Below are 25,681 nucleotides of genomic sequence, written 5' to 3'. Positions count from 1 at the left end.
CACAAATGGATCTCCTCAAAAGGGTGGGAAAGTAGGGGGGTTGCGCCCTGATCAGGGAGTCTTGTGCCGGCCGCGCGACGGTGTCTGGTAGAGCCGAGACACCGGCGCGCGGTGAGAAGGACGGTGAGAGCGAAGGCCGCGCCGGCGGCGGGGAGCGCTGCGCTGGCGAGGTCTGCTCAGCGACGTGTCCGTCGAGGGCGGTGCCGGCGGACTGCCTGGCGCCGACCGCGCCGATCAGCCACGCGTACGCCTCGCTGGAACGGCCCGCGGGGGTGAGGACGTCGGTAATGGCGTAGGCGCAGGCGACCACGACAGTCAGGAACGCACCGGCGCTTAGCGGTGACGGGCGGTCACGCTGGCGCGAGCCAGCGGCGTGGGTGGCGCGGTGTCCACGGCGGGGCGCGGGCGGATGCGCAGCACGGGGGTGCGGTGCGGCGGCAGGACGGCGACGGTCGCGCCGAGGTCCTCGGCCGCCTCCTCGACTTCATGGGTGAGGAACTCGATCTGCCGACCCAGCGCCGAGAGACGTGCGGCGATCTGGCGGCCCTGAACGGTCTCCAGCGCGCTGGCGAACCGGCTGCTGGTCTCCAGGAGTTCCTGGAGACGGACCATCGGGCCCGGGATGTAGCCGCGCTGGACGGCGCCGAGGAGAGCTTCGGAGGCGTCTCCTGCGGTCCGGCCTTCGACGACGTCGCGGATGAGTTCCTGCAGCGACACCCCCGGGACCGGCACTGGGCGGTTGAACCGGGAGACGTCCGCGCTCAGCACGCCAGGAGGGACTGGGACGGGCAGTACCTTCCCTGCCTCGTATTCGTGGGCGTAGTGCCCGATCACCTGCCAGCTCGGTGCGTCCGGGTCACCTCGCAGCGCAACCAGCGTCGAGTCGTCGTCTTCGATGAGGTGGGCGAGGGTGATCAGCTGGCCGTCGGCGGCGTACCACGACTCGGTCCGCTCCAACTCGCCTCGCTGCTGCGCGGCCTGGGCCCTCTGCGTCCACGTCTGCTGTTCCTCGTCGGTCAGCGGGGCCTTGTGGCGGTGGTGCTTGTTCTGGTCGGCGAGGTCGATGGCGATGAAGCTGTGATCCGCCCAGGCGGCGAGGTGCGGCCACAGGGCCGAGTGCTGCGCGTGTTCGGCCGGGGAGCCGGGGTCGGCCGGCCGGTCGAGAGCCCGGCGGATCTCAGTGGCGGAGGCGGCCAGGCCATCCAGCACGGCCCGCCACCCGGCCAGGTGCCGGGCGGGGTGCAGCTCGTCGAGCGCACGGCGGGCGGCATCAAGGAGAGCATCGGCGTGCGGGGCGAGATGCGTGGTGTACGCCTCCACCGCCGCCCTGTTGCGGTGGGCTCGTGCGGCTGCTGCGGCGCCTGTGTGGACAGTGCGACCGTAGCGGTCGCATGTCATGTCGAACGCGACCTCGCTCTCGCGGTCGATGACCGTCATCCGCAGCCGGAAGTCGCGTGCACCGTCCGTGAGTTCCGCTATCACCGGCAGAGAGCCGTCGGGGGTTGGATCGCTCGTGGGTGTCATCGGGACCGTCCACCGCCCGAGGCCGTGACGGCCGGTGCGTAGCTGGGCTTCGGCGGGACTGGCCGAGTCGATGCCAGGGAGGTGGTGGGCGGTGTGGCGCGCTGCGTCGTTCGGCCGGCGGCGGCCTGGGCGAGACGGCTGCAGTGTTCCTGGAGTCCGTTCGGCCGAAGCGGGCGTGGTGGGCCGGCGGAGAGGGGCGAGTCGAGGTGAATGTCGGCCTGCACGGTGTAGTCCTGGCGGCGCAGATCGTGGACGGTCTGGCGGGTGCGGCGGGGGCCGTCGCGCTCGGGCTCGCTGAGCCGGTACAGCCCGGGTTCTGCGGGAACGGGCTCGAACTGCTCGCGTTCCAGGTACCAGTGGGCGAGGTGCGCGGGCATGGAGGCGGTGAAGGAGGCGACGATGCCGTGCGCGTCGTGGTCACCGAAGACGAAGTGGGTGCCGGGTTGCAAGGGGGCGGAATTCTCCTCACGTTGTCGGGGGGAGCTGTCAGTGGCTGCGGTGCGCGGGGCGGGCTGCGGGGAGGGGGCGGACGGGCGCGGCGACGGGGAGGGCCGGTCGGCGGTGGGGTGCGCTCACGCGGGCTTGGCGCAAGAAGATCTCGCCGTCGGTGAGCCAGGTCTCGATGGCCGGCCACCCCCGGGTAGGGCGCTCCTGCGGCGTAAGTGGGCTGCCCTGGACGACGTCGTCCAACAGGGTCTCGGCATCAATCACGGCATCGGCCAGGTGGGACAGCGTCGCGGCGTCGTCGGGCCACGGGCTGCTGGCGGGGTGGCACCGGTCGATCAGTGTCGGGGCGTGGTCGACGACGGTGAGGAAGCGGCGCCACGCGTAGTCGAGGAATTCCTCGGTCGCGGCGCCGAGGGCTGCGGCGCGCAGCGGAGTGGCGTCGCTGTTGCGGCCGGAGGCGACCATGGACTGCCAGGTGTCGTGCTCGGAGCGGATGCCCCCGAGTGCGGCGGCGATGGCCGCGGTCCGGCGGGCGTGGACGGCCTGCTCGTAGGAGGGCAGGTACCGGTCGGTGACGGCCTGGGCCGCCCGTCCGGCGAAAGGCGGCAGGACGATACTGCGCGGAGCGTGCGGATCGCCGTAGCCCTCTTCGAGTCCGTCCGGGGCGAAGGCGCCGACCAGGTAGTCGAGTTGGCGACCAGGGCGCTCGACGAGCAGCAGCGTGGTGCCGTGCACCGTGTCGGTGAGCGTGGCAGCGTATGGAATCCGCTCGCTCTGGAGGGCGCGGCCGAGTTCGCCGCTGTCCCAGATCCAGGGCACCAGGTCTTCCTGCCAGGCGGGGTGGGAGTAGATCTCGACCGAGGTGTGCCACTGGCCGGGCAGTTGGCGCGCTAGGTCCCGGGCGACATCGCCGATGAAGCGTCGGCTGCTCGTATGCACGCTGGTGCGGTGCCGTTTCGCGCACTTGACCAGGTCGACCACGGTGGTGCCGTTGCCATCTGCTGGCAGGTGGTAGACGCCCTCGTCGTCCCGCCGGAAGCCGCTTTCGGCGAGGGCGGTGTGCGCCCACGGGTACTGCTCGCCCGAGGCGATGGCGACGATGCCCGTTTCCCGGCAGCGCGACAGGACGATCTGCGCCTCAGCCATGGACCCGGTCCTCTGTAGGTTCCGCAATTTCGTGAGCACCGGCCTTCCGGCTACCTGGGGTGCTGACCGCGGTGAGCATTCTCAGGCTCGGGGCTCGTCGCGCGATCATGAGCAATTGCCTCTGCGGCTGATGCTCGGATGGCGACTGCGGGTAACAGACGGCCGCCACATGTGGGTTGGCCCGGGGTCCTGGTGGTGAGATGGGCTTGCTCCTTGTAGGTCGGCTTCTCGGACATGCGCGTGCCGGCTCGGTGGGATTCGCGGTTGGAGGGGAGCTTCAAGTGTCTTGACGATCGCCGGTTGGGGTAACCGGCGATCATCGGCTATGTTGCGCCGTGACTGCGGCCTGGCATCCGCGGAGGCTGGGCAGACATTCGATTCCGCCCGGCGGTCATGAATGGGAGAATCGGTTCATGCCGGATCTCTTGCCTTCAGACGACTCGGACGCCGGGACCTCCGCCCTCGACACCAGCGTCATCCCGCTCGGTGAGCGTGCCCTACGGGGCGTTCTTGGGCACGTAGTCGCTGTCGGCGACGAGGCCGAGGCGACCTACCTCGAGGTCAAGAGCTCACTCGACATGAACAGCAAGGCGACCGCGGCCAAGATCGCAAAGTTCCTCCTGGGCGCAGCGAACCGGCGTCCGGGGGAGGCGGCCCGATACTTCCACGGCTACGCGGTCCTGGTCATCGGCGCACAGAAGAACAGCGCTCCCGGAGTACCGCGCGGAACCGAGGCCCACGAGCTCGAGGACCGGCTCCGCCCCTACCTCGGGCCCCAGTTCCCGGCCTTCGAGTTCGGCCGGATCGGCATCGACTCCGACCACGAGGTCCTGTTCGTCATCGCCCAGCCGCCGGAGGATGGCCAGACGATCTTCCCGTGTCACAAGAGCTATCAGAGTGACGACCGCCGCGACAGCCTTGAAGACGGCGCGATCTATGTTCGAGGCACCAGCAACACGCGGCCCGCACGCTCCGGAGAGGTCCTCGCCCTCGTCGAGCGCGTCCGCCGGGGCGGGAGGCCACCGATCGACCTTGAGGTACAAGTACTCGGTCCGATCTGCAGGGTCGACCGTGTGGACGAGATCCTGAAGAGCCTGCGCCGCTACGAAGAAGAGCAGTTCACCAAGCAGCCGACACCGGCTGAAGACGCCTTCGCCTCGACGTCGTTCAGATTGGCGTCGAGCGTCTTCGGCAACCCGAAGCCGCTGTCGACGGAGGACCGGGAGCAGGCGCTCGCCGCATGGCAGAGCAAGGAGGCCGAGCACATCGCCGAGGCGCGGGAGCACTTCCTAGGCGTCGGGATGTCGGGTGCCGGCGTCCAGGTGGTCAGCCGCGGTCGTTTCGTCTCCAAGCCGCACCTGATTGTGACGTTCCACAACTGCGAAGTGCTGGATTACCTCGACCCGGACGACGCAGCCTTCGAGAAGGCCGTCGAACCAGTGCTGGGGCCGCACGAGCCGTTCCTGCCGAACTTCGACCACTCCGCTATCCGACCCCTCCCACGGGGCTATCCCGTGACCTGGAGCACCCATGGCGAGGACGCCGTAGTTGTGCTCACTCCGGAGTCGTTCCGTCCGAACGTGCCTTGGACGAGCGACCAAGACGACTACGTCATCATCGCGAAGGACCCTGAGGCCAGTTCGGTGGAGGTCTCGTGGGAACTGACCGAGGACGGCAACGACGCGGTGACCAGTGGTGAGCTCCGGGTGCCCACCGAGCCCCTCGTCGACGCGGCCGACCTGTTCAAGTCGGTCTTCCTCAGTACGGACGAGGACCTCTGATGATGTTTTGTGGCGGGTCGTGGTGACCTAACGGCAGTGGCAAGGGAACGCCCAACGCCCCTGCTGCCAAGGGCTGATAGTCGCAGGCGGCCTAATCAGGCGACACCTGAGAACTACCGAGCGCTGCCACTGCCCGCGATCACGCGGAAGTGAGGGGTTTCAGCACGTTCACTCGCCTACCGGGAGCGAAGCAGTCCTTTCGGAGTTTTCGCGGAGAGCACCCTCCCACTCGTCTTCGAGGATCTTCTCCACTTCCGCCATACGCGCAAGCACACGGGTGTCCCGCGCGACATAACTCGGGAGTGACGTCCGGCTAGTCACCTTCGCCACCAGCACTTGTTCCACTGCCAGCCCGTAGGCGTTCGCCATGTCTGCACCGTCGATGTAGGCATCGGTGAGATCCGCATCTTCTATCCGGGTTCCGTTGCAGTTCGTCCGATACATCTCAGCCCCTGTCAGGTTCGCCCCCTCCAGGCTGGCACCTTGCAGGTATGCCCGAGTCATTCGGGCCCCGCTCAAATCGGCACCGTCCAACCGGACTCCACACAGGTCCGCGCGGTGGAAGTTGACTCCGGCGAGGTTCAAGTCACCGAGATCGATCTTCCTGCCCGAATCCACGTGCTCGGAGCCCCCGTTCCACTCCCAGATGCTGTCGTCCGGGTGCCCGCCCGGCTGGGTCGGTGGTCCGATAAGTGCGGTCAACGCCTGCTGTACGTCTGCATCGGGCCTTGCTCGTACGGAGGCGGCGGGGATGCTGGCTACCCCGCCTCTGCGGCGAGCGGCCCGACGTGCCTCGGCAATGCGCATGGATCGGGCAACTGGAGGTGATGGGGCGGCAGCGCGAGCGGCCCGGTCCCGTACGAAGGCTTTCAGTACCTGCGTCGCGTGCTCTGCCTGGCCAGGAGCATCTTGTACGATCTGCTCTAGGGCCAGGAGACCTCCGATTCGTACGTACATCTCTGCCGAGCCGAGGCGTTCCAATGCCTTAGTGAAGCGCTCTGTGACCTGGCCTCGCTGGGTGAGCCGGTAGTTGAATGCGGTGAACAGAAGGGCGATGCCCGCCCCGAAGAGGGCGAACAGCTGCACGACCGAGGTCCGAAAGCCAGTGACCAGTGCGGCCGAACCGGCGCGCAGTTCCTTGTCACTGAGGTACTCGCCGTCAGCCCACCAGGGCCCGCGCCATACAAGCAGCACCGCACCGATAGCAGCCATAGCTATCGCTACGCCTCCCAGAATCACAAATCCCCGTTGTTTGCGCACGACTCATCTCACCGCACGAGTCCCCGCAGAGGCAACGTATTGAGGGGCGGGCTTCCTGAGCGGAACTCCTTAATCAAGGCGGTGCGGGGAAGGGACGATCGGCAGGACGTGAGTCCGTTGCGGCTTTCGCGTCAACCAGGGAGTCCTGAATGGGTCTTCGCCCTCAGACACGCTGGACTTGACTGGGAACCGTCCCATTTGCGATATCTGTACACGGGGACCGGCAGCAGGATTCCGGGCGCGAGAGCGGTCACGCCGAGGGCCGCGCGGTAGTCCTCGCCCTGGACGAGGCCGCCCGTCGGCGCGGCGCGCACGAGGTCGGTGCGGGCGAGGATCGTGGTCGGCCCGATGGGGATGGTGTCCGCCGGGGACTCCAGAACGTCCACACGTCGCCGGCCTCGTGCTGGCCGGGCGAGGTCGGGCAGCGCCACAGGGTGGTCGAACCGTCGGTTTTCCGGCTGGGGCGAGGGCTGTTCGGGATGCTCGCCGAGCCAGTGACTGCGAGCGCCACGTACTCGTTTGCCGACTGCGGCCGTGATGTTCGCCATGTCGGTAAACTGGTCGGCTCGGAGGAACTGTGGTGCGGAAGCTGTCGGTTGTGCCCCCTTGTAACGATGTGGTGGCCTCGTTGTGACACGGCCACCGCAGGGGTTAGGCGCTGGCTGAGTCCTGGCTGCGGGTGTGGGCGACGAGGGCGTGGGCGGCTGTGGGGTGGGCGGGCAGCAGGGTGCTGAGGCCGGTGAGTTCCAGCAGCCGCTCAAGGCGGGCAGGGACGGCGGCCAGGACCAGTGTGCCGTTGGCGGTCTTGGCGCAGCGGTAGATACCGACCAGGGCGTTGAAGCCGGAGGAGTCGCAGAAGGTGACGGCTTCGAGGTCGAGGATCAGGTGGTGGTGGCCTTGTTCGATCAGGGCCAGTGCCTGGGCGCGCAGTTCGGGGGCGGTGGCTACGTCGAGTTCCCCGGCGACGTGGGCCAGGGCGAGGTCACCGTCGGTGTGTTGTGCGGTGAGGCGGAAGGCGGTCACGGGCGGCTCTCCGGCATCTCGCCGACGGGGGCGATGGTGTGGGCGGTGGCGCTGGCGGTGAGGCCGTCCACGGCATCTGCGAGGGGAACGGACAGAGTCAGCAGGGCGACGTCGTCACCGGCTCCGTGAGGCGTGGCGTCGAGGAGGGCGACGGTGTCCTCAACGATTGCCGCCGCACTCACCGGTGCGGTACGCGCGGCAAGGAAGGCGGCCAGGCCCTGTTCGCCGAGCATGCCCCCACCCAGGATGCGGGCCTCGGTCAGCCCGTCGGTGTACAGCAATAGTCCTTCGCCCGCGGCGAGGTGGATGCTGTGGGAGGCGAATCGCGCCTCGGCGAGGGCGCCGATGAGCATGCCTCCCTTGGGCTGCACCGTCTCCACCGCTCCCTGCCCGCGCAGGTGGTAGGCCGGGGGGTGTCCGCCGGTGGCCACTGTGACGGTGAACCCTTGCTTCTTGTGCGGTTCGAGGATGCCGAAGATGGCGGTGCAGAACCGGGTGCCGACGGCCGGATCGAGCAGCAGCGCCTTGTTCAGTGCGGTGAGGACCCTTTCGGGGTCCGGGTTGATCTGCGCGGCGGCGCGCAGCGTGTAGCGGGTCAGGGAGGTAACGGCGGCGGCTTCGGGACCTTTGCCGCACACGTCTCCGAGGAAGAACGCCCACCTCGTGTCGTCCAGGGGGAAGACGTCGTAGAAGTCGCCTCCCACGTCCTGCGGGGAGGCGGTGGCGTAGTGGCAGGCCAGTTCCAGCCCCGGTACCACCGGCAGCGCCGGCGGGAGCAGGGTGCGCTGGAGGGTGGAGGCGAACGCCTGGATGGCTGTCATGTCGCGTTCTGCGCGCTCTCGAGCCTCCTCCTGCTCGACGCGCCGATCCTGCTCTGCGCGCAGGGCGTTCAAGGCCGCCAGCCGCATCTCCAGCTCATCCAGCACGATCGCTGCCAGGTCCGCGAGGGTGGCGGTGTCGTCCTGGGTGATCAGACGGGGCTTGGTGTCGAGGATATTGACGGTGCCCAGCCGGTGCCCGTCGCCGGTGATGATCGGGGCGGCGGCGTAGAAGCGCACTGCCATCGGTCCAGTGACCAGGCCGTTGTCGCAGGCGACGGGGTCAGTGAGAGTGTCCGGGATCACCAGGGTCTCGTCGGCGAGGATCGCCGAGCCGCACAGGCCCGGCTCCCGGCCGATCTCGCTCACGCCTTCCAGGCCGTGGGCGGCCTTGAACCAGATCCGGTCCTCGTCGACGATCGTCACACTCGCCACCGGCACCTGAAACAGCCGGGCCGCCATCGCCGCGACGCGGGTGAACGCACCGTCCGGCGGGGTGTCGAGGATGTTGTAACGGCGCACTGCGTCCATCCGGGCCGCTTCTTGCACCGCATTGAGCGTTCGCCGGCCTGGCGGGCCCGCTGGGCCGCTCGCATATCCCGCTTGCGGCATCGTCTGTCCCTCCTTGGCATGCCGGCCTCTTGGCCGAAGACGGAGGCAGCCTAGACCAGCCTCCCGGCGCCAAGAAACCCAGCCGCCCTCAGGCCATCGACCGGAAGATCGCAGTCAACCGACAACTGGTCAGTGCGGCCACGAGCGTGGGCGGGGCATCGTTGTGGAGGTCGATGCCCAGCTCGTGCCAGCCGACGGCGACGTCGTCGATGAGGTGACGGGAGATGGCCTCCACGTCGCGTCCGAACTTGTGCTGGTAGGCGGCCAGGAGCAGAGGCAGGTGGTGGCTGGTACACCGTCGAGCTGGACGTGAATGCCTCTGTACCCCGTGCCGGTGGTGGGGCGGGCGATGAAGGAACGTGTGGACAGGGGGGATCTCCAGATTGAGCAAGGAATCGGGGGAGGTTGGGCGGCCGTCAAGGTGTCGTGCGGCGCGCGTCAGGGTGGTGCGTCTACGCGTGGTCCGACCAGGAGGCAACCGGGGGGCCGGAGGCGGCGGTGCGGGCGCAGGTGTAGCCGATCAGTCGGGACGGTTCGGCCTTCGCGGGGACGGTGGCGGCGTCGTTGCACACGAACGTGTACGTGATGGACGTGCGGGGCACGTCGTGGAGCCAGGCCCGGTCGTCCTTGCCGGGGTTGATCTGCAGACCGGAGTGCGCGACGGCGTCGGTCTGGGTGTGCGTGTGAGAGAAGAGAATCAGCGCGCCGCCGTCGGTGGTCTTGAGGGCGTAGGCGTCCGTGTAGCGGTTGGCGGCGCCGGCGAAGACAGTGGTGCCCTGGTTCCCGTAGCGGGTGCCGGTCTTGTCATGGACATCGATCTGCCGCTTGCTCGCCTTGGTCGGGGCGAAGACCTTCGTCCCGGTGTTCGCGCCTCCGGTGGCGAAGTTGTCGAGCACGGCTGTGCGTAGGAGGTCGGCGCCCGCTGCCAGCCGCTTGTTGCTGTCGGCGGCGACGGCCGTCGCGTACCCGTCCCGGTCGAGGGCGATGTTTGGCAGTTTTTGGTTGTCGAGGTCGACGACGGAGACCATCTCCCAGCGCTTGTGCTGGGGGCGTTCGGCGAACACTGCCAGACGCGAGGGGGCCTTGCCCTTCTGGTCCGAGAGCGCGGCGGCGAACCAGCGGTCCTGTCCGGCTCCCAGGCGCGGGATGTACAGCTTGGCCATGGCCGAGTCGTAGGACCACGGCTTGTACGGCTTGCGGTCCGACGAGGGGAGCCCCTCGGTCTCGGTGTAGTCCGAGACGGACATCGCGTACAGCGGGCCGTCCTCGATCGTGTCGAGCCGGGCGCGGTTCCGGTCGGCGTTGGCCTGATTGTTGATCTTGGAGTAGTGGGCGATCTGGGCGAGGGCCTCCTGCTTCGTCAGCGCCGGCTCGGCGGTCGGCGTGCGGGTGGCCGTGGCCGTGGCTGTGGTGTCGGCGTCCGGGCTGCCGGAGGTGGCGCAGGCGGACGCGGTCAGCGCGACGGATACGGCGGTGAGCAGGAGGGCGGTGCGGCGGGCGGAGGTGTGCAGGGGAATCAGAGGGCTCCGGGGAAATAGCGGGTTAGCGGGTACGGGATGCGGTGGTGGATGCTGCTGGCGGGGACGGCGCGGTCACGGCCGGTGTCGCCCGGGTGTCGGCGGCGGCACGCAGTTGCTTCGCGGCGCGGGCGAGGCAGGTGCGGCTCTCACCGAGCCGGTCCACGAGACCCTGGTGCGCGGAGGCGATCGCCCGGGTGTGGGCGGGACCAGGGGCTTGGTAGGTGAGGTCGGCGAGGAGGCCGAGGTGGTGGTCGGCGCCGGGCCAGTAGCGGCCCTTGCCGTCGCTGCCGAACTTGGAATTGTCACAGGCATACAGCGCGCCCTGGGGGATCCGACTGCCTTGCGCGGGGGTGGTCGTGCAGCCGATGCGTCCGGCGCTCATCGCGGCCCGAATCTCAGGCCCCGAGGGAGTGCCTAGGTAGCGCAGTCTGCACCCCTCCAGTGGCGACGCGGACCGTCATCCGGGCCCCCGCGCCAGACGGGAGCTCACAAAGTCGGGCCCGCGGCTCGTGAACCTCACAATCCGGGAAGGCGACACGTTCCAGGTCTTCGAGTCAGACGACTGCGCAGTGAGTGTCGGGCGTGCCTGGTTCACCGGGTGCGACCCGGAGGGCGGATCTTCGCGGTCGGAGGCCCCGGGCTCGGGCCCGGAGGGAGGGCAGCGCTGGTGGTCTGGCGCGCGGGGGCCAGAGCACGCATGCGGTCGACAGCGGTGTGCAGGTCCTCACCGAGACTGCGCAAGTTGGCCGCGGCGTCCCCAAGGTCGTAGTGGAGGTCGAATCCGTCGTCCTGCTCGGCCTCCTTGGCTTTCTCCCCGGCTGCTTCGAAGAACTCGCCGAGCCGCTCCAGCAGGCCGCTGGTTGGGTCCAGGACCTGGTGCAGCAGAGCGGCGGCGTCCGCGTGCGACTCGGTTGCGTTGAGCCGGTCGGTGAGAGCGAGGAGCGCGTCGCCGTAGGCGGAGGTGCGATCCGTGTTGTCGCAGACGGCCGGGGTCTTGGGCGCGTGGAGCGTCGGCGTGGCTGCGGACATGTGCGCGCCTGCGGTGGACGAGGAGACAGCGGGCAGCAGCCCGAGTTGGATGAGCCGCTGGTCGATCGCCTCGATCAGGTGCGTGGCATTGCCGCCGTGGCGGGCTTCGGGCCGCTCAGGGGCACCAGTGTCGGCGGAGGGGGGCGAGTCGTAGATCACTTCGAACAGCGTCTTTTCGTCGGGATGCTGGCGGGTCACGATCCACCCCTCCGGGTCCCCCACCTGACGGTCGCAGGACGGTTCGTGCGGCGGCCCGATGATCAGATAACTGTCGTCGGGGAGTGATACGCGCACGATGTACGTGCTGAGGCCGAACTCGATGTCGCACTCCAGCCCGCGCTGCCGCAGCGGCGTGGTGATGTGCGCGTGGCGGCGCCACAGCTCCTGCCACCAGGCGGTGTCCACGTTGCGGTGGTCGGGGAGCGGCGCGAGCGCAGACGCGTCGACGGACGTGCGGTGGGCGTCGGCGTGGGAGGCGGTCGGGGTGTTGTTGTCCTCAGCGACCACGGCTTCTCCCGCGCGAGGGTGCGTGGCGCAGCGGCCAGGTCCGGCGAGTGGGACTGGGCTTTGGCTCCGCAAGAGGGAAGAAGTCGAATTCGTACTCGTCGTGAGCGTTGATCAAGCCGTGTTCCAACTGGGCTTCGCGCTCGGCGACCTGCGCCATGAGGTCGTCGTGCTCGGCCTGGCACTGCTGGTACTCGGCCCAGTCGGCGTCGCTGAAGTGAGCGGGGCGGTTCAGGGGACTCCTTGAGAGGGTTATGCCGACGTGGATGCTTCGGTGCGGGCTACCGGTGGCGTGCGCGTTCGGCCTGGGCGGCGGGGGCGCCGCCCTTTCCCGCCGGGAAGGCGTGCGGAAGAAGCGGTGGAAGTCGAGGTGCGCGTCGAGTTCCTTGACCGCGTCGCGGAGCGATTCCGACCCGCGCCGCAGATAGGCGCGAGCCGTGGCGTGGTCGATGATCATGCGGTTTTCCCGGTAGTACCGGTCGGTCGGTCGGTCGGGCTGGCGGACCGGGACAGGGAAAGAGCGGTCTCCGCGGCCTCGGCGAAGTGCGGGGCTGCGTGGCTCGACGTGGTGGCCGCCGTAGCGAGGTGGGTGCGTACGGCGCTGCCGGCGCGGTTCGTGCTGTGGACGGTCCGGGCGAATTCGGCAGTCATGCGGACGACGTCGCGGCAGAGGGCCTGCGCGTCGGCAGCATGCTGGAGCAGATCGGCGCATGACGGCGTGGCCGGCACATGACCGGTCTCGTCCAGCACCTGCCACTGCTCGGCGGCGTCGAGGAGTTTGGCCTTCATGTCGTCGAGCGCGCCGACAAGGTGGAGGGTGGCGTCGCGAGGCATCAGTTTGCGCTGGGCAGCGGAATTCATGAGCCTCTTGCCTTTGTCTGTCTGTAAGCCGCCGTGTTCGTTCAGGTTCGGCTCGGTGGGAGTGGGCTGCAGGCCAGGTGGCATGGGGTGCCCAGGGCGGGCGGAGAAGTTTGACGATTCGTCGGAAATCCTGAAGCTCTGCCAGTAATCTCGACTCAGCCGTTGTCTCGCTGAACCGAGCAGCCCATGACCCTGGCAGTAGTTCGGAACATCTCCTCGGCTCGTGCGCTGCCGACGCAGCGCGACGTCGAGGACTTCGAGCAAGAGATCGTTGATCAGTTCGCGCTGTCCATGGCCGCGGCCAACCTGACCGACAGTCACATCGGCAATGCCCGGGCGACGATCTTCGAGTTCGCGCGAAGCCTCGACGGTCCGCTGTGGACTGCGTCGTGCGACGACGCCGACCGGTTCCTGACCGGTCTGCGGCTGGAGGGCCGAGCCCACAGCACGCGGGCGGCCAAGGCCGGGATGCTGGCCTACTTCTACGACTTCGTGATCAGCCGGTACCAGGGCGATATCCATGCCTTGACAGGCTCGGTGGTCCAGCAGCCGATCGACGAGTACAACCGCCCCAGCAGTCCGGTCTTCGCCAACGTACGGATCCCGCCCTCCGACGCCGAGGTCGAGCAGCTCTTCGGCCAGTGGCGGACGTCGGTCGCCGGGGCACGCAAGTACCTCCCGGCCGCCCGGAACTACTTCGTGGCCTCGCTGTGGCGCCGCTTGGGTCTGCGGATCAACGAGTCGCGCATGCTCGACATCCGCGACTGGCGCCCTGAACTGGGCACGTTCGGCAAGCTCCACGTCCGCCACGGCAAGGGCAGCCGCGGCCGAGGACCCAAGCCACGGCTGGTCCCGGCGATCAACGGCGCTGACCGTCTGATCGACTGGTGGCTCACCGACGTACGCCACCAGTTCGGGCCCGACTGGTCGCATCCCGACGCCCCGCTGCTGCCCAGTGAACGGCACGACGAACTCACCGGGCACTGCACGCGGATCAACCACAGCTCCCTGCGTGCCGGCCTGGCGAGTGCCACCAAGCTGTGGCTGCCGGCCTGGGAGGGAAGGCTCACGCCTCACGTCCTGCGGCACTACTGCGCCTCCTCGCTCTACGGAGAGGGGATGGATCTGAAGGCCCTGCAAGAACTCTTGGGACACGAATGGCTGTCCACGACCACCCGCTACATCCACGTCCACAGCGATCACGTCGAGCGAGCCTGGATGAGTGCGAACGAGCGGCTCGAAGCACGCTTCGGAGAGGTGTGAACCCATGCAGTGGAACCTGCGGCTGAAGGCCGCCGAGCGCGGTATCTGGAAGTCCACCGAGATGCGCCGGCTCCTGGCCGAGGCCGGACTGGAGATCAGCGCAGGCAAGATGTCGGCGCTGTGGACCGGAACACCGACCTCGATCCGCCTGGACGACCTGGACGTGATCTGCGCGGTCCTGGACTGCGACCCGACCGCGTTGCTGATCCGAGAACCGGAGAAGGTCGCCGCCCGCAGGCCGTCCGAACGGGGGACCGGCACGGCCTCCCATGACGGCCCGGCCGTCACCCCACGGTTCGACCGTCCGCGCTCGCAGCCGCCGCTATGAGCTCCCCACCGCCCGGCAAATGCGCGGTGTGCCAGGTCAGCCGGGTCGCGTGGACCAAGCCGCGGATGGACTTCTGCTACAACTGCCTGCCCGGCGGCCCGTTTACCCCTCCGCCATGCCGGGCCTGCGGCGGCATGGACTACTTCAGCCAGGCACTGTGCACCCGCTGCCATCCCGGAGCCCCGCTCCATGTCGGCTCCTGCCGGGGCTGCCTGGCCTGGGGCGTCTACCGGTCCAACAGCTGGCAGTGCTGGAGCTGCCGCTGGTGGTTCACCCACTACCCCGTCGACTCTTGCGAGTTCTGCGGACGCGAAAGCCGGATCAACGGACAGGGCGCCTGCCGACTGTGCTGGGAGAACGCCCGCCTTCATCAACAGCCCGGAAGAGCACCCAACCTGGAGACCGCTAACCAGCACGGACAGCAGCTCTTCCTCGCCAATTTCCAGTCCGACAAGACCGGAGCCGCCCGACGTCGTGCCGCCAGCGCCCGTGAACTGCAGCGGAAGCAGCCACCGGCGCTTCCCACGACCATTGCCGCTACGCGCCAGCTGATGCTGTTCCGCATGCCACCCGGGCACGGCGCCATCAAGGGCCGTGCCCTGACGGGCGATTCGCGGCTCCTGCGCTACTGTGCGCCGGTCTTGCGCGAGCATGCCGAGCGACACGCATGGACGCGGCGCCAGACCAACAGTGTTGTCCACACACTCAAACTGCTGGACGCCCTGCAGGACTGGCCGGGCGCGAAGATTCTGGTCAGCGACGTCGCCGCCAGCATCCGATACGGCGGCACCCAGACCTCGACGCTGGAGATCCTCGCCGCCGCTGGCCTCCTGGTCGACGACCGGACCACAGCCGTCGAGCAGTACTTCGAGAAAAAGACCACCGGTCTGCCGCAAGAGATGGCCGGGCAACTGCAGCTGTGGTTCGACGTCATGCTCAAGGGCAGCGCTAACGTCCCGCGGCGACATCCACGCCACGAGCAGACCATCCACCTGCACATACAGGGCATGGCCCCGATCTGGCGACGATGGGCCGAGCAGGGACACACTTCGCTCGCCGAGATCAGCAGGCACGATTTCGTCGAGGCACTGCCGACGGAAGGGGCCAACCGGCTCTTCGCCGATCAGGGACTGCGCTCGGTCTTCGCCATCCTCAAGTCCCGCAAGAAGGTCTTCACCAACCCCACCAGAGGCGTCCCCGTCGCCCGGAGCAACACCACCGTCCCCATGCCCCTCGACACGGCCAAGATCCGCGATGCGCTCAACTCGCCCGACCCCACCGTGGCCCTGGCCGTCGCGCTGGTGGCCTTCCACGGACTGACCGGCCCGCAACTCGCCGCGATCCAGCTCACCGACATCAGCGACGGCAAACTCACCCTCGGCGAGAAGACCGTCCCGCTCGCCAGGCCGGTCCTGACCCGCCTCACCGCCTACCTCGACTACCGAGCGCGGAACTGGCCCAGCACCTTGAACCCCCACCTGATCGTCAACCGCAAGACCGCCCCGCGCACCACACCGACCAGCAAGCTCTACGCCTGGAGGAACCTCGGCGTGACGCCCCAGGCACTGAGGGAGGACCGCATCCTCCAGGAGATCCTCGCCACCGGCGGAGACGTACGACGCATCTGCGACTTCTTCGGCATCGGAATCGACGCGGCCATGCGCTACACCCTGGTCCTCGCACAGACCGACCCCGACGGCGACCACGCGCAGTAGCCGACTCGCTCGGTAGACGAGATCGGGCAGCAGTTGTTCATCCTCTCGGGAGACGGTTGGATCACGCAGGGGCCGTTGTGCATGCGAACGGGAGGCACCCACGTTCCCGGGCGTGTTCCAGGAGTTGTGGTCTTTGAGGGGGTTGTAGTGGAGTGGTCGACGGCCTTCCTCGGATTCGTGGTCGGCCTGCTCATATCGCTGGTCACGGCGCCTGTGGGCGTCTCCGGAGCCGTCTTCCTGCTGCCCGTGCAGGTCAGCATCCTGGGTGTGCCGAGTCCAGCGGTGACACCGACCAACCTTCTCTACAACGTCGTCGCCGGTCCCGGTGCGCTGCTGCGCCACCATCGGGCGGGAAGCCTGCGAGGGCCGCTCACCCGCCTGTTGATCACGGGCACCGTCCCAGGTGTGGTCATCGGCGCGGTGGTCCGCGTCTTCGCCGTTCCTGGCCCGCGCGTCTTCCGGCTCCTCGTCGCTTTCCTGCTGCTGCCCCTCGGAGTATGGCTGCTGGCACGGACACTGCGCCCAGCGGCTGTCCGCCCGACTCGGCCGCCCTCGCCCCGAGCAACGACGGCGCTGGCCATGACCGTCGGAGTGGCCGGCGGCATCTACGGCATCGGGGGCGGCTCCTTGCTCGGCCCGATCCTCGTCGGCCGCGGGATACCGGTCGCTGCGGTGGCACCCGCAGCCCTGGCTTCCACCTTCATCACCTCGATCATCGGGTCGTCCACCTACGCATTGCTCTCCCTGGCCGTTGCAGGCGACGTCGCCCCCGACTGGCTCCTGGGCTTGTCGTGCGGAGCCGGTGGCCTGGTAGGCGGATACCTCGGTGCCCGGCTCCAGCCACATCTGCCCGAGACCGGTCTTCGGCTCCTCCTCGGCACTCTCGCCGCAGGCATCGGCGCTCTCTACGCCGTACAGATCGCAAGTTGATGACCGGGACTCAGTTTCCGGCCGTGGACTGCTGTCGGAACGGGTGACGCACAGGGTCAGCCGACGGGAACTCAGGACCGCACCTACACTCATCACTGCACCTCACGGAGTCGGAGAGGCAGCAAGGGCGCTTCAGTTTTCGTGAACTCGGCGCTTTTTCAGTGCATGCGGGCGTCGGTGTCGAAGAGCGCCAGCTCATGCGCGTGCAGGAGGTGCTGCACGATGAAAGATCGTCCGGCGACTTTCCACAGGCCACGCCCTCGGTTGAGGTGGGCGATGGCGTCCATTTCGACGGACGTCAGGCCGAGCAGTGAGGCTGCGGCATGGAGTTGGTCGGTCTCCTGGCGGTAAATGATGCGGGTGGAGCAGTCCGCGAGGAGTCCTTCGGCCAGAGCCCGGCCTTGTGATCCGGCGTCGCCGGCGGTGAGCAAGTCGCTGAGCCGGTGGATCACCATGACGTTCGCGATGCCGAGGCCGCGGCTCAGCTTCCACTGGGCCTGCATGCGCTGCAGCAGACCGACATGTCTCATCAATCGCCACGCCTCGTCATACACGATCCAGCGCCGTCCGCCGGACGGATCGGAGAGGGCGGATTCCATCCAGGCGGAGGCGCATGTCATCGCCAGGACGAGGGCGGTGTCGTCGCCGGAGCCGCCGAGCCGGGAGAGGTCGATGGTGAGCATCGGCGCGTTCGGGTCGAAGGCGACGGTGGAGGGGGCGTCGAACATGCCGGCCAGGTCACCGTGGACGAGGCGTCGCATGGCGTGGGCCAGGTCGCGGGCGGCGTCGCCGAGTTGGCCCGACATCATCCCGGCGGCCTCGTCGAGCGCACCCGGGTTGTTGAGGGTGGCGGCGACATCGCCGAGCAGCGGGGTGCGGCCCGTGTCGACGGCGCGGGTGACAACGGCGTCCAGGGCCACGTCCAGGGCGGTGTGCTCCATGGGCATCAGGTCCCGGCCCAGGACCGTCCGGGCCAGCGAACCGAGCAGGAGCAGACGCCGTTTGCGGATCTCGCCGACCCAGTCGGCCTCGCAGACGCTCTCCGGGGGCGGGACCGCGTCCAGGGGGTTCAGCCGGCCGGGCAGTCCTGGGCCGAGCGCTACGGCCCGGCCGCCGAGGGCCTCCGCCACCGGCGTCCACTCGCCCTTCGGGTCACACGGCACGTAGACGCGGTATCCGAAGGCCACCGAACGCAGCGCGAAGCTCTTGGCGAGTGCACTCTTGCCCTGGCCGATCACTCCGGCGAGCAAGAGGTTCGGGTTGGTGAATCCCTCGACTCTGCCGTAAAGGGCGAACGGATCGAAGACGAAGGACGCTTCCGCGTGGACGTCGCGCCCGACGTAGATGCCCTCGGCGCCGAGTCCGCCTTCGGCCAGGAAGGGGTACGCGCCGGCGGCCACGGCCGTCGTCATGCGGTGGGCGGGCAGCTTCAGCCGGTTATTGCGCGCGGAGGCGGGTCCGGGACGTCCGCTCGGTGGGTAGAGCGCGGCGGGCATCTCGTGCTCGGCGGATGTGCTCTCGGTCTGGTGGGCGCTGGCTTCCGCGCGGGCCTTGACGGTGGCCTCGGCGAGTTGGCGACGGGCGGCCTTGCGGCTGGCGCGGTCGGTGCCGTGGGGGGTGAAGAGCGGGCTGGCGGACGCGCGGCGTGCGCGACGGGCGGGCCGGTGGCTCATCGGTGGCCCTCGTTTCTACGGGTGGTGCTCATCGCACGCAGGCCGTGGTGTGCGGGCGGAGGTCGGTGGGGGTGGTCTTGCGGCGGATGATGTGTCCGGCGGCGAGGTGGCGCTGGCAGATCGTGAGCACGGGCGGTCCTTCGGGCAGCCGCTCTGGATGGCATGCGCTCGACTCGGCCTCTGCTGCTGTGTTGTTGGGCAGCAGGTGGAAGGCGGAGTGGACCTCACTGGTGGCCTGCCAGAGGCGGGTGTGCGCGGTGGCGAGGTGGCGGCCGGCGGCGGGGTGTGGCGGACGGGTGGTTTCGGCGAGGCGGTCCAGGAGTTGGTGCAGGGCGGTGAGGTGGGCGTGGAGCACGTCAAGGTGCAGGCGGTCCGCCGGCCGGGGAGGGGTCACGTCCGACGAGGCAAGGGCCCGGGTGTGGTGGCGGACTCCGGCGCTCGCGGCGCGGAGGTAGGGGTGCGCGTCGTCCGGAGGTGTGCGAGAGGTCAAAGGTGGTGGTCCTTCCTGCCGGGGGGCAGGGTCGGCGACGGGTGATCCGCCGCAGGTGAGCGAACAGCAGCGGGCCGGGTGCTGGCCGGCGGGGCCGGCTCACGGGGCTGTCCGGGCGAGCGGGAGCGCGGTGAGGGTGAAGGCGTCCGGCTGCTGGTAGTTGAGCCTGCGGAGGTCGACACCCGAGGTGACAGCGTGGGTCTCGATCTGCGCGCAGGCGGCGTCCAGGAGGGCGTCGGTCTCGGCGGTGACGGTGACCAGGCCGGTCAGGGCCACGTCCGCGTGCCCGGCGATGAGCTGGCGCTCACGCTGCTTGACGTCGGCGTACTCGACGGAGTCTTCCTCGCTGTCGACCTGCCCCCGGCGGGCCCGTTCGTTGGCGTCGGCGATGATCGCCGCCTTCTTCCTCTGGACGTCCCGCAGTGCGGACTCGAGCCCCTGCGGCGCGTAGATGAGGGAGAGGCTGCGCCGCACGCCGGCCGTGAACATGATCCCGTGCAAGAACCCGGCTCCCATTTCTGTGCGCGGCCAGTTCTCTACCCAGTACGTCGCGTGCCGTGCGCTGTCGGTGGCGAGGCGGTCGTACTCCTCGAACTGGACGACGGGCCCGGCGGCGGCGGGGTCAGCCTCGGCGCGGCCGGTCTCGGACCACTGCTGGAGGGCCGCGAGGGCCTTGGGGTCATAGGCGGTGCGGATGACGGCGGCGATCTCCCGCGCGCTCAGCCACCCGGTGACCAGGAGTCCCGCGTTGCGTGCGGCCTGGGCGATGGAGGCGGTGGTCTGCTGCATGACGGTGAACGCCCCGGGCAAGCCTCCGCCAGCCTGGCTGATCAGGCGCCGGGCGGCCTTGAGGTCGAGGGAGATGGCGAGGTAGGTCTCGTGCGGTGCTGCGGCAGGGCCGGCCGAGGAGACCAGTTCGGAGTAGATCTGTCCGGCTACGGGAGTCTGGGGCTGCCCGTACTGGGCCCAGTGGCGGGTGAGGGTATCGCCGCTGTCGGGGACGGTGCGCTCCAGCACCTGCACGGTCGCGATATGACCGGTGCGGGCGATGCCTGCGAGCGCGCGTCCCCAGCTGCTCACGTTGTGGTTCTGACTGGCGGGGTCGAGGAGAGCGAAGGCGCGGCTACTGACGCGGGCGACGGCGGTCAGGGTCTGCTGGTGCGGGTCGTGGACGGCCGCGGCGCCGTTGGCGGAGTCGCCGGGGGTGACCACCTTGAGGGAGGCGGTGGTGCCGGGCAGGTGGAGGACGCCGTCCTGCCGGGGCCGGGTCACGGGCCGGGCGAGCCAGAGGGTCTGGCCGGTCCGGCGCCGGTGTGCGTAACGGGTGACGATCGGTGCCCAGTCGATGAGGGAGCGGCCGTGTCGGCGGATCGCGACGAGAGCACCGGAAGCTGCCCACAGTGGGGTCAGCGCGACGGCGCCGAGGATTCCGGTGGAGATCACCGTCATCAGCAGCACCGCCAACGTGCAGGAAACAAGGATAAGTTGGGGCAGCGAGAGGCCGAGGAGGATGCCACGGCGGGACCGGTGCGGGAACTTCACCGTGACCGGGGCGACGGAGAGATCAGTCAAGTGGCGGGTCCTGGAGACGCGGGTGGAACCCGGGGGCAGGAGGTGCGGTGCACGCCCCGCCCCCGGTAGGCGGGCAGGGGATCAGAGGCCGGTCGGAGGCGGCGGCGGTGACGCCGACCCGCTCGACGTGGCGTTGTGTGAGCCGGAGGACAGGGGTGCGCCCTGCGGCGGCGGAGTCGTGGTCGGCGGAGCGGACTGCCATCCGCCGCCCCGGCCGGACGCGGCATTCGCGCCAGATCCCCCCGGCCCCGGGCTGCCGCCCACCTGGCTGCTGGTGTCGTCGGACACGCTCATCGGCGCGGGCTGGACGGCCTTCTCCAGACTGGACTTGACGACATCGGCACCAGGCGAGACGCCCATTCCACCGCTTTGCGAACCTCCGTTGCCCTCTCCGCCGCCGGTCGGGTGGGCGGCGACGTCGCCGGGGAAGCCGCCCCCGCTGGCGTCGGGGCCTTGCGGCGCAGCGCCTGCTCCGGCGGCAGCGCCACCGGTTCCGGCGGTGGCTGCAGCTGCGGCGGCCTTGCGGGCGGCCTTTTCGGCATGCGCCTTGGCGATCTGCGCTCCCGCGCCGCCGGCGCGGTGGATGGACTCGCCGTCGGTGCCGTCGGCTGCCCAGTGGACGAACTTGAAGACGGCGTACGGGCAGAGCAACACCAAGACCATGATCACGATGCCGGACATGACGTCAGCCAGAGCGGCGATGCCGTCCTTGGCCTCGGTTCTGCCCATGGCGGCGATCCCGAGCACGAAGATCACGGTCATCAGCAACTTGGAGACCACGAGGGTGGCGGTGGCTTCGATCCAGCCCTTGCGCCAGCGCCGGGCGACCTCCCAGCCGCCGCCGGCACTGGCGAAGATTGCCAGTGTGACCATGACGAGGATGCCGACCTTGCGGACCATCATCACGCACCAATAGAGGAAGGCGCCGCTGGCTGCGCCGAGGCCGGCGACGACTGGCACGAGCCAGCCCAGGCTGGACAGGCCGCCGATCTGGTTGACCTTCACGATGCGGCGCACGGCCGACTCGATGTTCAGGTGCGCGGTCTTGAACAGGCCGTCGCTGACGGCGTCGACCACTTCGACGGCGACTGTGGTGAAGGCGATGGCTCCGAAGGCGAACAGGACGCCGCTCATGGTGCCGGTGAATGCCTGTGTCAGCGCTTGTCCGTCGCGTCGGATGGCGGCCCGGACCAGCTGCGCGCAGAATGTCGCGACCAGCAGGACCAGGCCCAGTGGCAGCAACATCTCGTAGTTGTCGATGAACCATCCGGCGTTCAGGTCCACCTTCGTGGTGGTGTTGACGGCCTCGGCGGCCAGATCGGCTGCGGCGGCTGCCAGTTCACCGGCGGACTTCGCCATCCAGTCACCGATGGCCTTGCCGGGGTCCGAGGCGAAATCCACGGCGTCGCCGACGGTGCACAGTTTGTCTGCCAAGGGAAAATCACAGAAGCCCACGAGGAGTTACTCCCCTTTTCTTGTCTCAGGCGCGGGTCACTGCGTGACGCTCGGTGCGATCGCGGCCAGGGTGCAGTCGTGGTCCGGGTGGCACTGCACAGCGAGGGTCACGGCGCGTTCTTCGGCTCCGCTGCCGCCCTTCTTCCAGGCGATCTGCTGCTTGCCGTTGACGGTGACGACGTAGATGTACGCCTCGGTGATCGCGGAGGGATCCTCGGCCAGGGCCTGTTTGAACGCGCTCGGGTAGTGGCCCTCGGTGACGCTGGCGGTGGCGTGCTGGTCCTGGTCGGCCATCCGCGACCACAGCACCGGATCGGGAACCTGGACGGAGACCGAGGCCCAGTCGGCGTACTTGGACTCCGTGGTCATCCAGGCGCGCATGCCGGCCAGTTGCTGGTCGCGGCTGGTGTCGCGGGTGTCGTAGGACCACAGCATCTGGGCCGCCGCCTTCGCGTAGGCGACCGGATCGGCGATCTGCGGCTTGGGCACTGACCCCGATCCGGCGGTGGGTCCGGGCGCGGCCTCGGAGGAGAAGGGGCTGTGCGCTGGGGCCGGCGCGGCGCTGTCCGCGGCCTGGTGACTGCTTCCGCCGCCGGACAGCCAGGCGACGGCCCCGGCGATGGCGAGCAGGACGGCGACGACCAGAGCGATGATCGCGATGCGCTGGTTGGCCGGCCAGCCCAGGCCGTACGAGGACAGCGAGAGGGAGGGGAGTCGTTTCTGCATCAGTGGACCTGCGATCCCAGGGCGGAGAAGAAGGCGACAATGCCGTTGGCGGCGCCGAGTCCGAGCGCGGCGCCCGCGGCGACTACGGCGCCCTTCTTCCCGTTGGCCTCCGATTGGTGGCCGCCGGTGTGGTGGCCCCAGGCCCACACGCCGAGCGAGACGGCGAGGGCGCCGACGACGGCGATGATCCCGAACATGTTGATGGTGTTGACGACGTTCTTCAGCACGCTCAGGCCGGGCAGGCCGCCGCCCTTGGGCGAGATTCCTGGGTCGTAGGCGAACTGGATGACGCGGTCTGCGAGAGGGACGGACATAGGTGTGGCGGGGCTCCTTGCATACGCGGGCCAGGCGAGGGCCGGCGGGAAGGGGAAAGCGGAGGGGGAGATGTGCTCGGGGTGCGGAGCCGCGTCGGCGGCCCGCCCGGCGCGGTGCCAGGCGGGGGAGGGCGGCGTCAGAGGACGCGGCGGGCGGCGAGAATCGTCCAGTCCTTGATCGGGGTAATCCGGACCGGCTTGGTGGTGCGCGGCGCCTCGATCACGAGGCCCTCGCCCATGTACATGCCGACGTGCTCGGGCCGGGCGGCGGTGCCGCGGCTGAAGACCAGGTCACCGGGCTTGAGTTGGGTGGGCGAGACCGCCTTGCCTTCGTTGATCTGCGTGTACGTGGTGCGGGGGAGCGTGATGCCGGCATGCGCGTACGCCTGCTGCATCAGGCTGGAGCAGTCGCAGCGGCCCATGGGGTCGGAGCCGTGCGAGTTGGTGCAGGAGCCGCCCCACTGGTAGAGCGTGCCGAGCTGGTGCATCGCCCATTCGATGGCTTTGCGCGCCGTCGGATCGGTGTCCTTTGGGATCGCGTAGCCCTTGGGGACGCTCCCTTCGGGGATGCGGCCGAAGCCGGAACCGTCCTGGCCCGGCGCGCAGCCGGTCGTACTGGTCGACGGCTCCTTGCCCTGGTCCGCATCGTTGCCGCCGCCGGGGAAAGTTTTGGCGATGGCGTCCTGCAGTGCGGCGGCTAGGTTCTCCCACTGCGCGTACGCGTCCGGCAGGCCGGACCTCTGCACGGCTTGGGCGGCCTGGGTGACGGTCATCTGTTGCCAGCCGTCGACCTTGATCAAGTGCTTGTAGAACTGCTCGGAGGCGTAGACCGGGTCGCGGATCTGCTGGGCGCTGCCCCAGCCCTGGAGGGGACGCTGCTGAAACAGGCCGAGTGAGTCACGGTCGCCGTAGTTGAGGTTGCGCAGCCGGCTCTCCTGCATTGCCGTGGCGAGCGCGACGATCTGTCCCTTCTTTGGGACGTCGAGCGAGAGGCCGGCGGCCACGATCGTCGCCGCGTTGGGGACCTGCTCGGCCGGCAGGTCCAGGCCCTCGATGTGGACGTTCTTGCCGGGCGCTCCGTCGAGGATCTTGGTGACCTGTTCGGCGACCTTGTCGGTGTCTAGGTTGGTCAGGCAGTTGCTGAAGGAGCCGCTGCTCTGCACGGCGTCGGCGGAGGTGGCCAGTATCATGCCGGTGCCGGCGATCAGGATCGGGGAGAGGAAGACGACGCCGATGCCGGCGGCGAGCCACTTCAACCGGAGCGGACCGCTCGCGGGTCAGCGTTTTCGGGCATGGGTGGGTAGCGGGACGTCATGAGCGTGTCCTTTGGGGTGCGATGTCCGGGCTGCCGCGTGCGCGAGGCGTGGTGGAAGGGCGCGGCGGCCGGGGTGGGCGATCAGGGCGGGCCGGTGCGGGCGAGTTGCCGCTCGCACCGTGTGGCCGGGCCGTGAGCTAGGTGTGCCGGGGCAGGGGGAACCTCCATGAGGAGTGGGGGCAAGTAGCCAGCGGCGGTGTGCGCCGGGCAGTTCAAATACAGTAGGCGCGGATCGGCGGTTGACCAAAAAGTTGGCGTGAGGTGCCGGAATCCAGTACCTCAGCAACGCACTTCTTGGTCGTCGGCGGATTCGCCTCTACAGTTTTCTGGACTCCCCCTCGCCTTCCTCGGTCTGCGGCTCTGGGCTCCTGCATGCCCACTTCCGGCCCGCGAGGATTCCTGCGCGAGGCGGTTAGTTCCCTCCGCGATTCCCCACCCGAATAGGGGTTCCTCTTTGCCTTTTTCCCTGCACCAGGGCGACGCCCTCAGCGTTCTCGCCGGCCTTCCGGACGACTGCATCGACTCCGTCATTACCGATCCGCCGTACAACTCGGGCGGTAGGACCGCGAAGGAGCGCACCACCCGCTCCGCGAAGCAGAAATACACCTCCGCCGACGCCCAGCACACCCTGCCGGACTTCACCGGCGAGAACATGGACCAGCGCAGCTACGGGTTCTGGCTGACGCAGATCATGACCGAAGCCCACCGCCTCACCCGCAGCGGCGGCACCGCGCTGCTGTTCACCGACTGGCGTCAGCTTCCCGTCACGACGGACGCGATCCAGGCGGCCGGCTGGCTGTGGCGTGGGGTACTGGCCTGGCACAAGCCGCAGGCCAGGCCCCAGCGCGGGAGGTTCACGCAAAACTGCGAGTTCATCGTCTGGGCCAGCAAGGGGCCGATCGACGGCTCCCGGAACCCGGTCTATCTACCGGGCATGTACTCCGCGTCGCAGCCCTCGGGGGCGAAGCGCCAGCACATCACGCAGAAGCCCGTCGAGGTGATGCGCGAGCTGGTCAAGATCAGCCCCGACGCGGGCACGGTGCTCGACTTCTGTGCCGGCTCCGGCTCCACGGGCGTGGCAGCCCTGCTGGAAGGCCGGGACTTCATCGGCGTGGAGAAGACCGAGCACTACGCGTCAATCGCGGCCGACCGGCTCACCAAAACGATCCGCGAGACCCTCACGCAAGACGACGTGATTCTCACCGTCTGAGCCGCGAGCGCGATTCCCGTCAAGGCGACCGGTGCCCAAGTCAGCAATGCCGGAGCCGACTTGTAACTCGCTGGCTGCTCCGCGTGTCGCCGCTTTCGCCCCTCTCATTCTGCGTCTCGTAGGAGGCCAACCTTTTCATGCCCGAATCCATAGAACCGTTTGACG

Annotated in this window: 25 protein-coding genes and 1 pseudogene; 6 read left to right on the top strand and 20 right to left on the bottom strand. The window is 68.9% G+C overall.

Annotated elements, in window-relative coordinates; genetic code table 11:
• Positions 1-333 precede the first annotated feature (333 nt).
• From ACIP79_RS02615 to ACIP79_RS02605, 3 genes are read right to left on the bottom strand one after another with little or no spacing between them, the layout of a single operon-like run.
• Positions 334-1,524, bottom strand: coding sequence for a hypothetical protein (locus ACIP79_RS02615; RefSeq protein ID WP_401218281.1), 1,191 nt, complete (start codon positions 1,522-1,524; stop codon positions 334-336).
• Positions 1,521-1,973, bottom strand: coding sequence for a hypothetical protein (locus ACIP79_RS02610; protein ID WP_401218278.1), 453 nt, complete (start codon positions 1,971-1,973; stop codon positions 1,521-1,523). The genes ACIP79_RS02615 and ACIP79_RS02610 overlap by 4 nt, the downstream gene beginning before the upstream one ends.
• A gap of 37 nt (positions 1,974-2,010) precedes the next feature.
• Positions 2,011-3,117 carry a hypothetical protein gene (locus tag ACIP79_RS02605; RefSeq protein WP_401218275.1) on the bottom strand — a complete coding sequence of 369 codons (1,107 nt, stop codon included), beginning with the start codon at positions 3,115-3,117 and terminating at the stop codon, positions 2,011-2,013.
• Between the two features lie 335 nt (positions 3,118-3,452).
• Between ACIP79_RS02605 and ACIP79_RS02600 the strand changes: the two genes are divergently transcribed.
• The gene (locus ACIP79_RS02600; RefSeq protein WP_401218272.1) at positions 3,453-4,898 is read left to right on the top strand and encodes a hypothetical protein; all 1,446 of its coding nucleotides are present in this window, start codon (positions 3,453-3,455) and stop codon (positions 4,896-4,898) included.
• Positions 4,899-5,066: 168 nt separating this feature from the next.
• Here ACIP79_RS02600 and ACIP79_RS02595 read toward each other — a convergent pair whose 3' ends face one another.
• From ACIP79_RS02595 to ACIP79_RS02550, 10 genes and pseudogenes are all read right to left on the bottom strand, one after another.
• Entirely contained in the window at positions 5,067-6,110 is a 1,044-nt protein-coding gene (locus ACIP79_RS02595) for a pentapeptide repeat-containing protein (RefSeq protein ID WP_401218269.1), read from the bottom strand.
• 224 nt (positions 6,111-6,334) lie between these two features.
• Positions 6,335-6,606: pseudogene (locus ACIP79_RS02590) on the bottom strand (glycosyltransferase); the annotation flags it as partial.
• A gap of 203 nt (positions 6,607-6,809) precedes the next feature.
• Positions 6,810-7,181, bottom strand: a complete 372-nt coding sequence (locus ACIP79_RS02585; protein ID WP_401218266.1) for an STAS domain-containing protein — start codon at positions 7,179-7,181, stop codon at positions 6,810-6,812.
• Entirely contained in the window at positions 7,178-8,530 is a 1,353-nt protein-coding gene (locus ACIP79_RS02580; protein ID WP_401218263.1) for a PP2C family protein-serine/threonine phosphatase, read from the bottom strand. The genes ACIP79_RS02585 and ACIP79_RS02580 overlap by 4 nt, the downstream gene beginning before the upstream one ends.
• A 169-nt stretch (positions 8,531-8,699) precedes the next feature.
• Positions 8,700-8,846 carry a hypothetical protein gene (locus ACIP79_RS02575; RefSeq protein ID WP_401218261.1) on the bottom strand — a complete coding sequence of 49 codons (147 nt, stop codon included), beginning with the start codon at positions 8,844-8,846 and terminating at the stop codon, positions 8,700-8,702.
• Positions 8,847-9,063: 217 nt separating this feature from the next.
• A complete protein-coding gene (locus ACIP79_RS02570) occupies positions 9,064-9,858 on the bottom strand; it encodes a hypothetical protein (RefSeq protein WP_401218258.1) in 795 nt (264 codons plus the stop codon).
• 295 nt (positions 9,859-10,153) lie between these two features.
• The gene (locus tag ACIP79_RS02565) at positions 10,154-10,513 is read right to left on the bottom strand and encodes a hypothetical protein (RefSeq protein WP_401219252.1); all 360 of its coding nucleotides are present in this window, start codon (positions 10,511-10,513) and stop codon (positions 10,154-10,156) included.
• Between the two features lie 209 nt (positions 10,514-10,722).
• Positions 10,723-11,667 carry a hypothetical protein gene (locus tag ACIP79_RS02560; RefSeq protein WP_401218255.1) on the bottom strand — a complete coding sequence of 315 codons (945 nt, stop codon included), beginning with the start codon at positions 11,665-11,667 and terminating at the stop codon, positions 10,723-10,725.
• Positions 11,657-12,121, bottom strand: a complete 465-nt coding sequence (locus ACIP79_RS02555; protein ID WP_401218253.1) for a hypothetical protein — start codon at positions 12,119-12,121, stop codon at positions 11,657-11,659. Before ACIP79_RS02555 ends, ACIP79_RS02560 begins: the two co-directional genes overlap by 11 nt.
• Complete coding sequence (locus tag ACIP79_RS02550; protein WP_401218250.1) at positions 12,118-12,525, bottom strand: hypothetical protein; 408 nt, start codon at positions 12,523-12,525, stop codon at positions 12,118-12,120. Before ACIP79_RS02550 ends, ACIP79_RS02555 begins: the two co-directional genes overlap by 4 nt.
• A gap of 186 nt (positions 12,526-12,711) precedes the next feature.
• On the opposite strand from ACIP79_RS02550, the gene ACIP79_RS02545 reads away from it, so the two are divergent.
• The 4 genes from ACIP79_RS02545 to ACIP79_RS02530 all read left to right on the top strand — a co-directional run bounded on the left by ACIP79_RS02545 (position 12,712) and on the right by ACIP79_RS02530 (position 16,761).
• Positions 12,712-13,788 (top strand): tyrosine-type recombinase/integrase, encoded by a 1,077-nt coding sequence (locus ACIP79_RS02545; protein WP_401218247.1) that lies wholly within the window; start codon positions 12,712-12,714, stop codon positions 13,786-13,788.
• 4 nt (positions 13,789-13,792) lie between these two features.
• Positions 13,793-14,116: a helix-turn-helix domain-containing protein gene (locus ACIP79_RS02540; protein WP_401218244.1), complete on the top strand. Its 324-nt coding sequence runs from the start codon at positions 13,793-13,795 to the stop codon at positions 14,114-14,116.
• Positions 14,113-15,831: a hypothetical protein gene (locus tag ACIP79_RS02535; RefSeq protein WP_401218241.1), complete on the top strand. Its 1,719-nt coding sequence runs from the start codon at positions 14,113-14,115 to the stop codon at positions 15,829-15,831. Before ACIP79_RS02540 ends, ACIP79_RS02535 begins: the two co-directional genes overlap by 4 nt.
• 147 nt (positions 15,832-15,978) lie before the next feature.
• On the top strand, positions 15,979-16,761 hold the full coding sequence (locus ACIP79_RS02530) for a sulfite exporter TauE/SafE family protein (RefSeq protein ID WP_401218239.1): 783 nt from the start codon (positions 15,979-15,981) through the stop codon (positions 16,759-16,761).
• Between the two features lie 158 nt (positions 16,762-16,919).
• On the opposite strand, the gene ACIP79_RS02525 is transcribed toward ACIP79_RS02530, so the two are convergent.
• From ACIP79_RS02525 to ACIP79_RS02495, 7 genes are all read right to left on the bottom strand, one after another.
• Positions 16,920-18,434: a VirB4 family type IV secretion system protein gene (locus ACIP79_RS02525; protein WP_401218236.1), complete on the bottom strand. Its 1,515-nt coding sequence runs from the start codon at positions 18,432-18,434 to the stop codon at positions 16,920-16,922.
• Positions 18,435-18,462: 28 nt separating this feature from the next.
• Positions 18,463-18,924, bottom strand: a complete 462-nt coding sequence (locus ACIP79_RS02520; RefSeq protein WP_401218234.1) for a DUF6238 family protein — start codon at positions 18,922-18,924, stop codon at positions 18,463-18,465.
• Positions 18,925-19,023: 99 nt separating this feature from the next.
• A complete protein-coding gene (locus ACIP79_RS02515; RefSeq protein WP_401218231.1) occupies positions 19,024-20,496 on the bottom strand; it encodes an SCO6880 family protein in 1,473 nt (490 codons plus the stop codon).
• 81 nt (positions 20,497-20,577) lie between these two features.
• Positions 20,578-21,951: an ATP-binding protein gene (locus tag ACIP79_RS02510; RefSeq protein WP_401218229.1), complete on the bottom strand. Its 1,374-nt coding sequence runs from the start codon at positions 21,949-21,951 to the stop codon at positions 20,578-20,580.
• A gap of 36 nt (positions 21,952-21,987) precedes the next feature.
• Positions 21,988-22,677: a hypothetical protein gene (locus ACIP79_RS02505; RefSeq protein WP_401218226.1), complete on the bottom strand. Its 690-nt coding sequence runs from the start codon at positions 22,675-22,677 to the stop codon at positions 21,988-21,990.
• Positions 22,677-22,991 (bottom strand): DUF6112 family protein, encoded by a 315-nt coding sequence (locus tag ACIP79_RS02500; RefSeq protein WP_401218223.1) that lies wholly within the window; start codon positions 22,989-22,991, stop codon positions 22,677-22,679. Before ACIP79_RS02500 ends, ACIP79_RS02505 begins: the two co-directional genes overlap by 1 nt.
• Positions 22,992-23,128: 137 nt before the next feature.
• A complete protein-coding gene (locus ACIP79_RS02495) occupies positions 23,129-24,247 on the bottom strand; it encodes a C40 family peptidase (protein WP_401218220.1) in 1,119 nt (372 codons plus the stop codon).
• Between the two features lie 513 nt (positions 24,248-24,760).
• On the opposite strand from ACIP79_RS02495, the gene ACIP79_RS02490 reads away from it, so the two are divergent.
• A complete protein-coding gene (locus ACIP79_RS02490; RefSeq protein WP_401218217.1) occupies positions 24,761-25,516 on the top strand; it encodes a DNA-methyltransferase in 756 nt (251 codons plus the stop codon).
• Positions 25,517-25,681: the final 165 nt, after the last annotated feature.

Origin of the sequence: Streptomyces sp. NPDC088747 (assembly GCF_044751025.1) — a bacterium.
In the GTDB taxonomy this organism is placed as follows: Bacteria; Actinomycetota; Actinomycetes; order Streptomycetales; family Streptomycetaceae; genus Streptomyces.
This window is presented reverse-complemented; position numbering and strand designations above follow the sequence as displayed.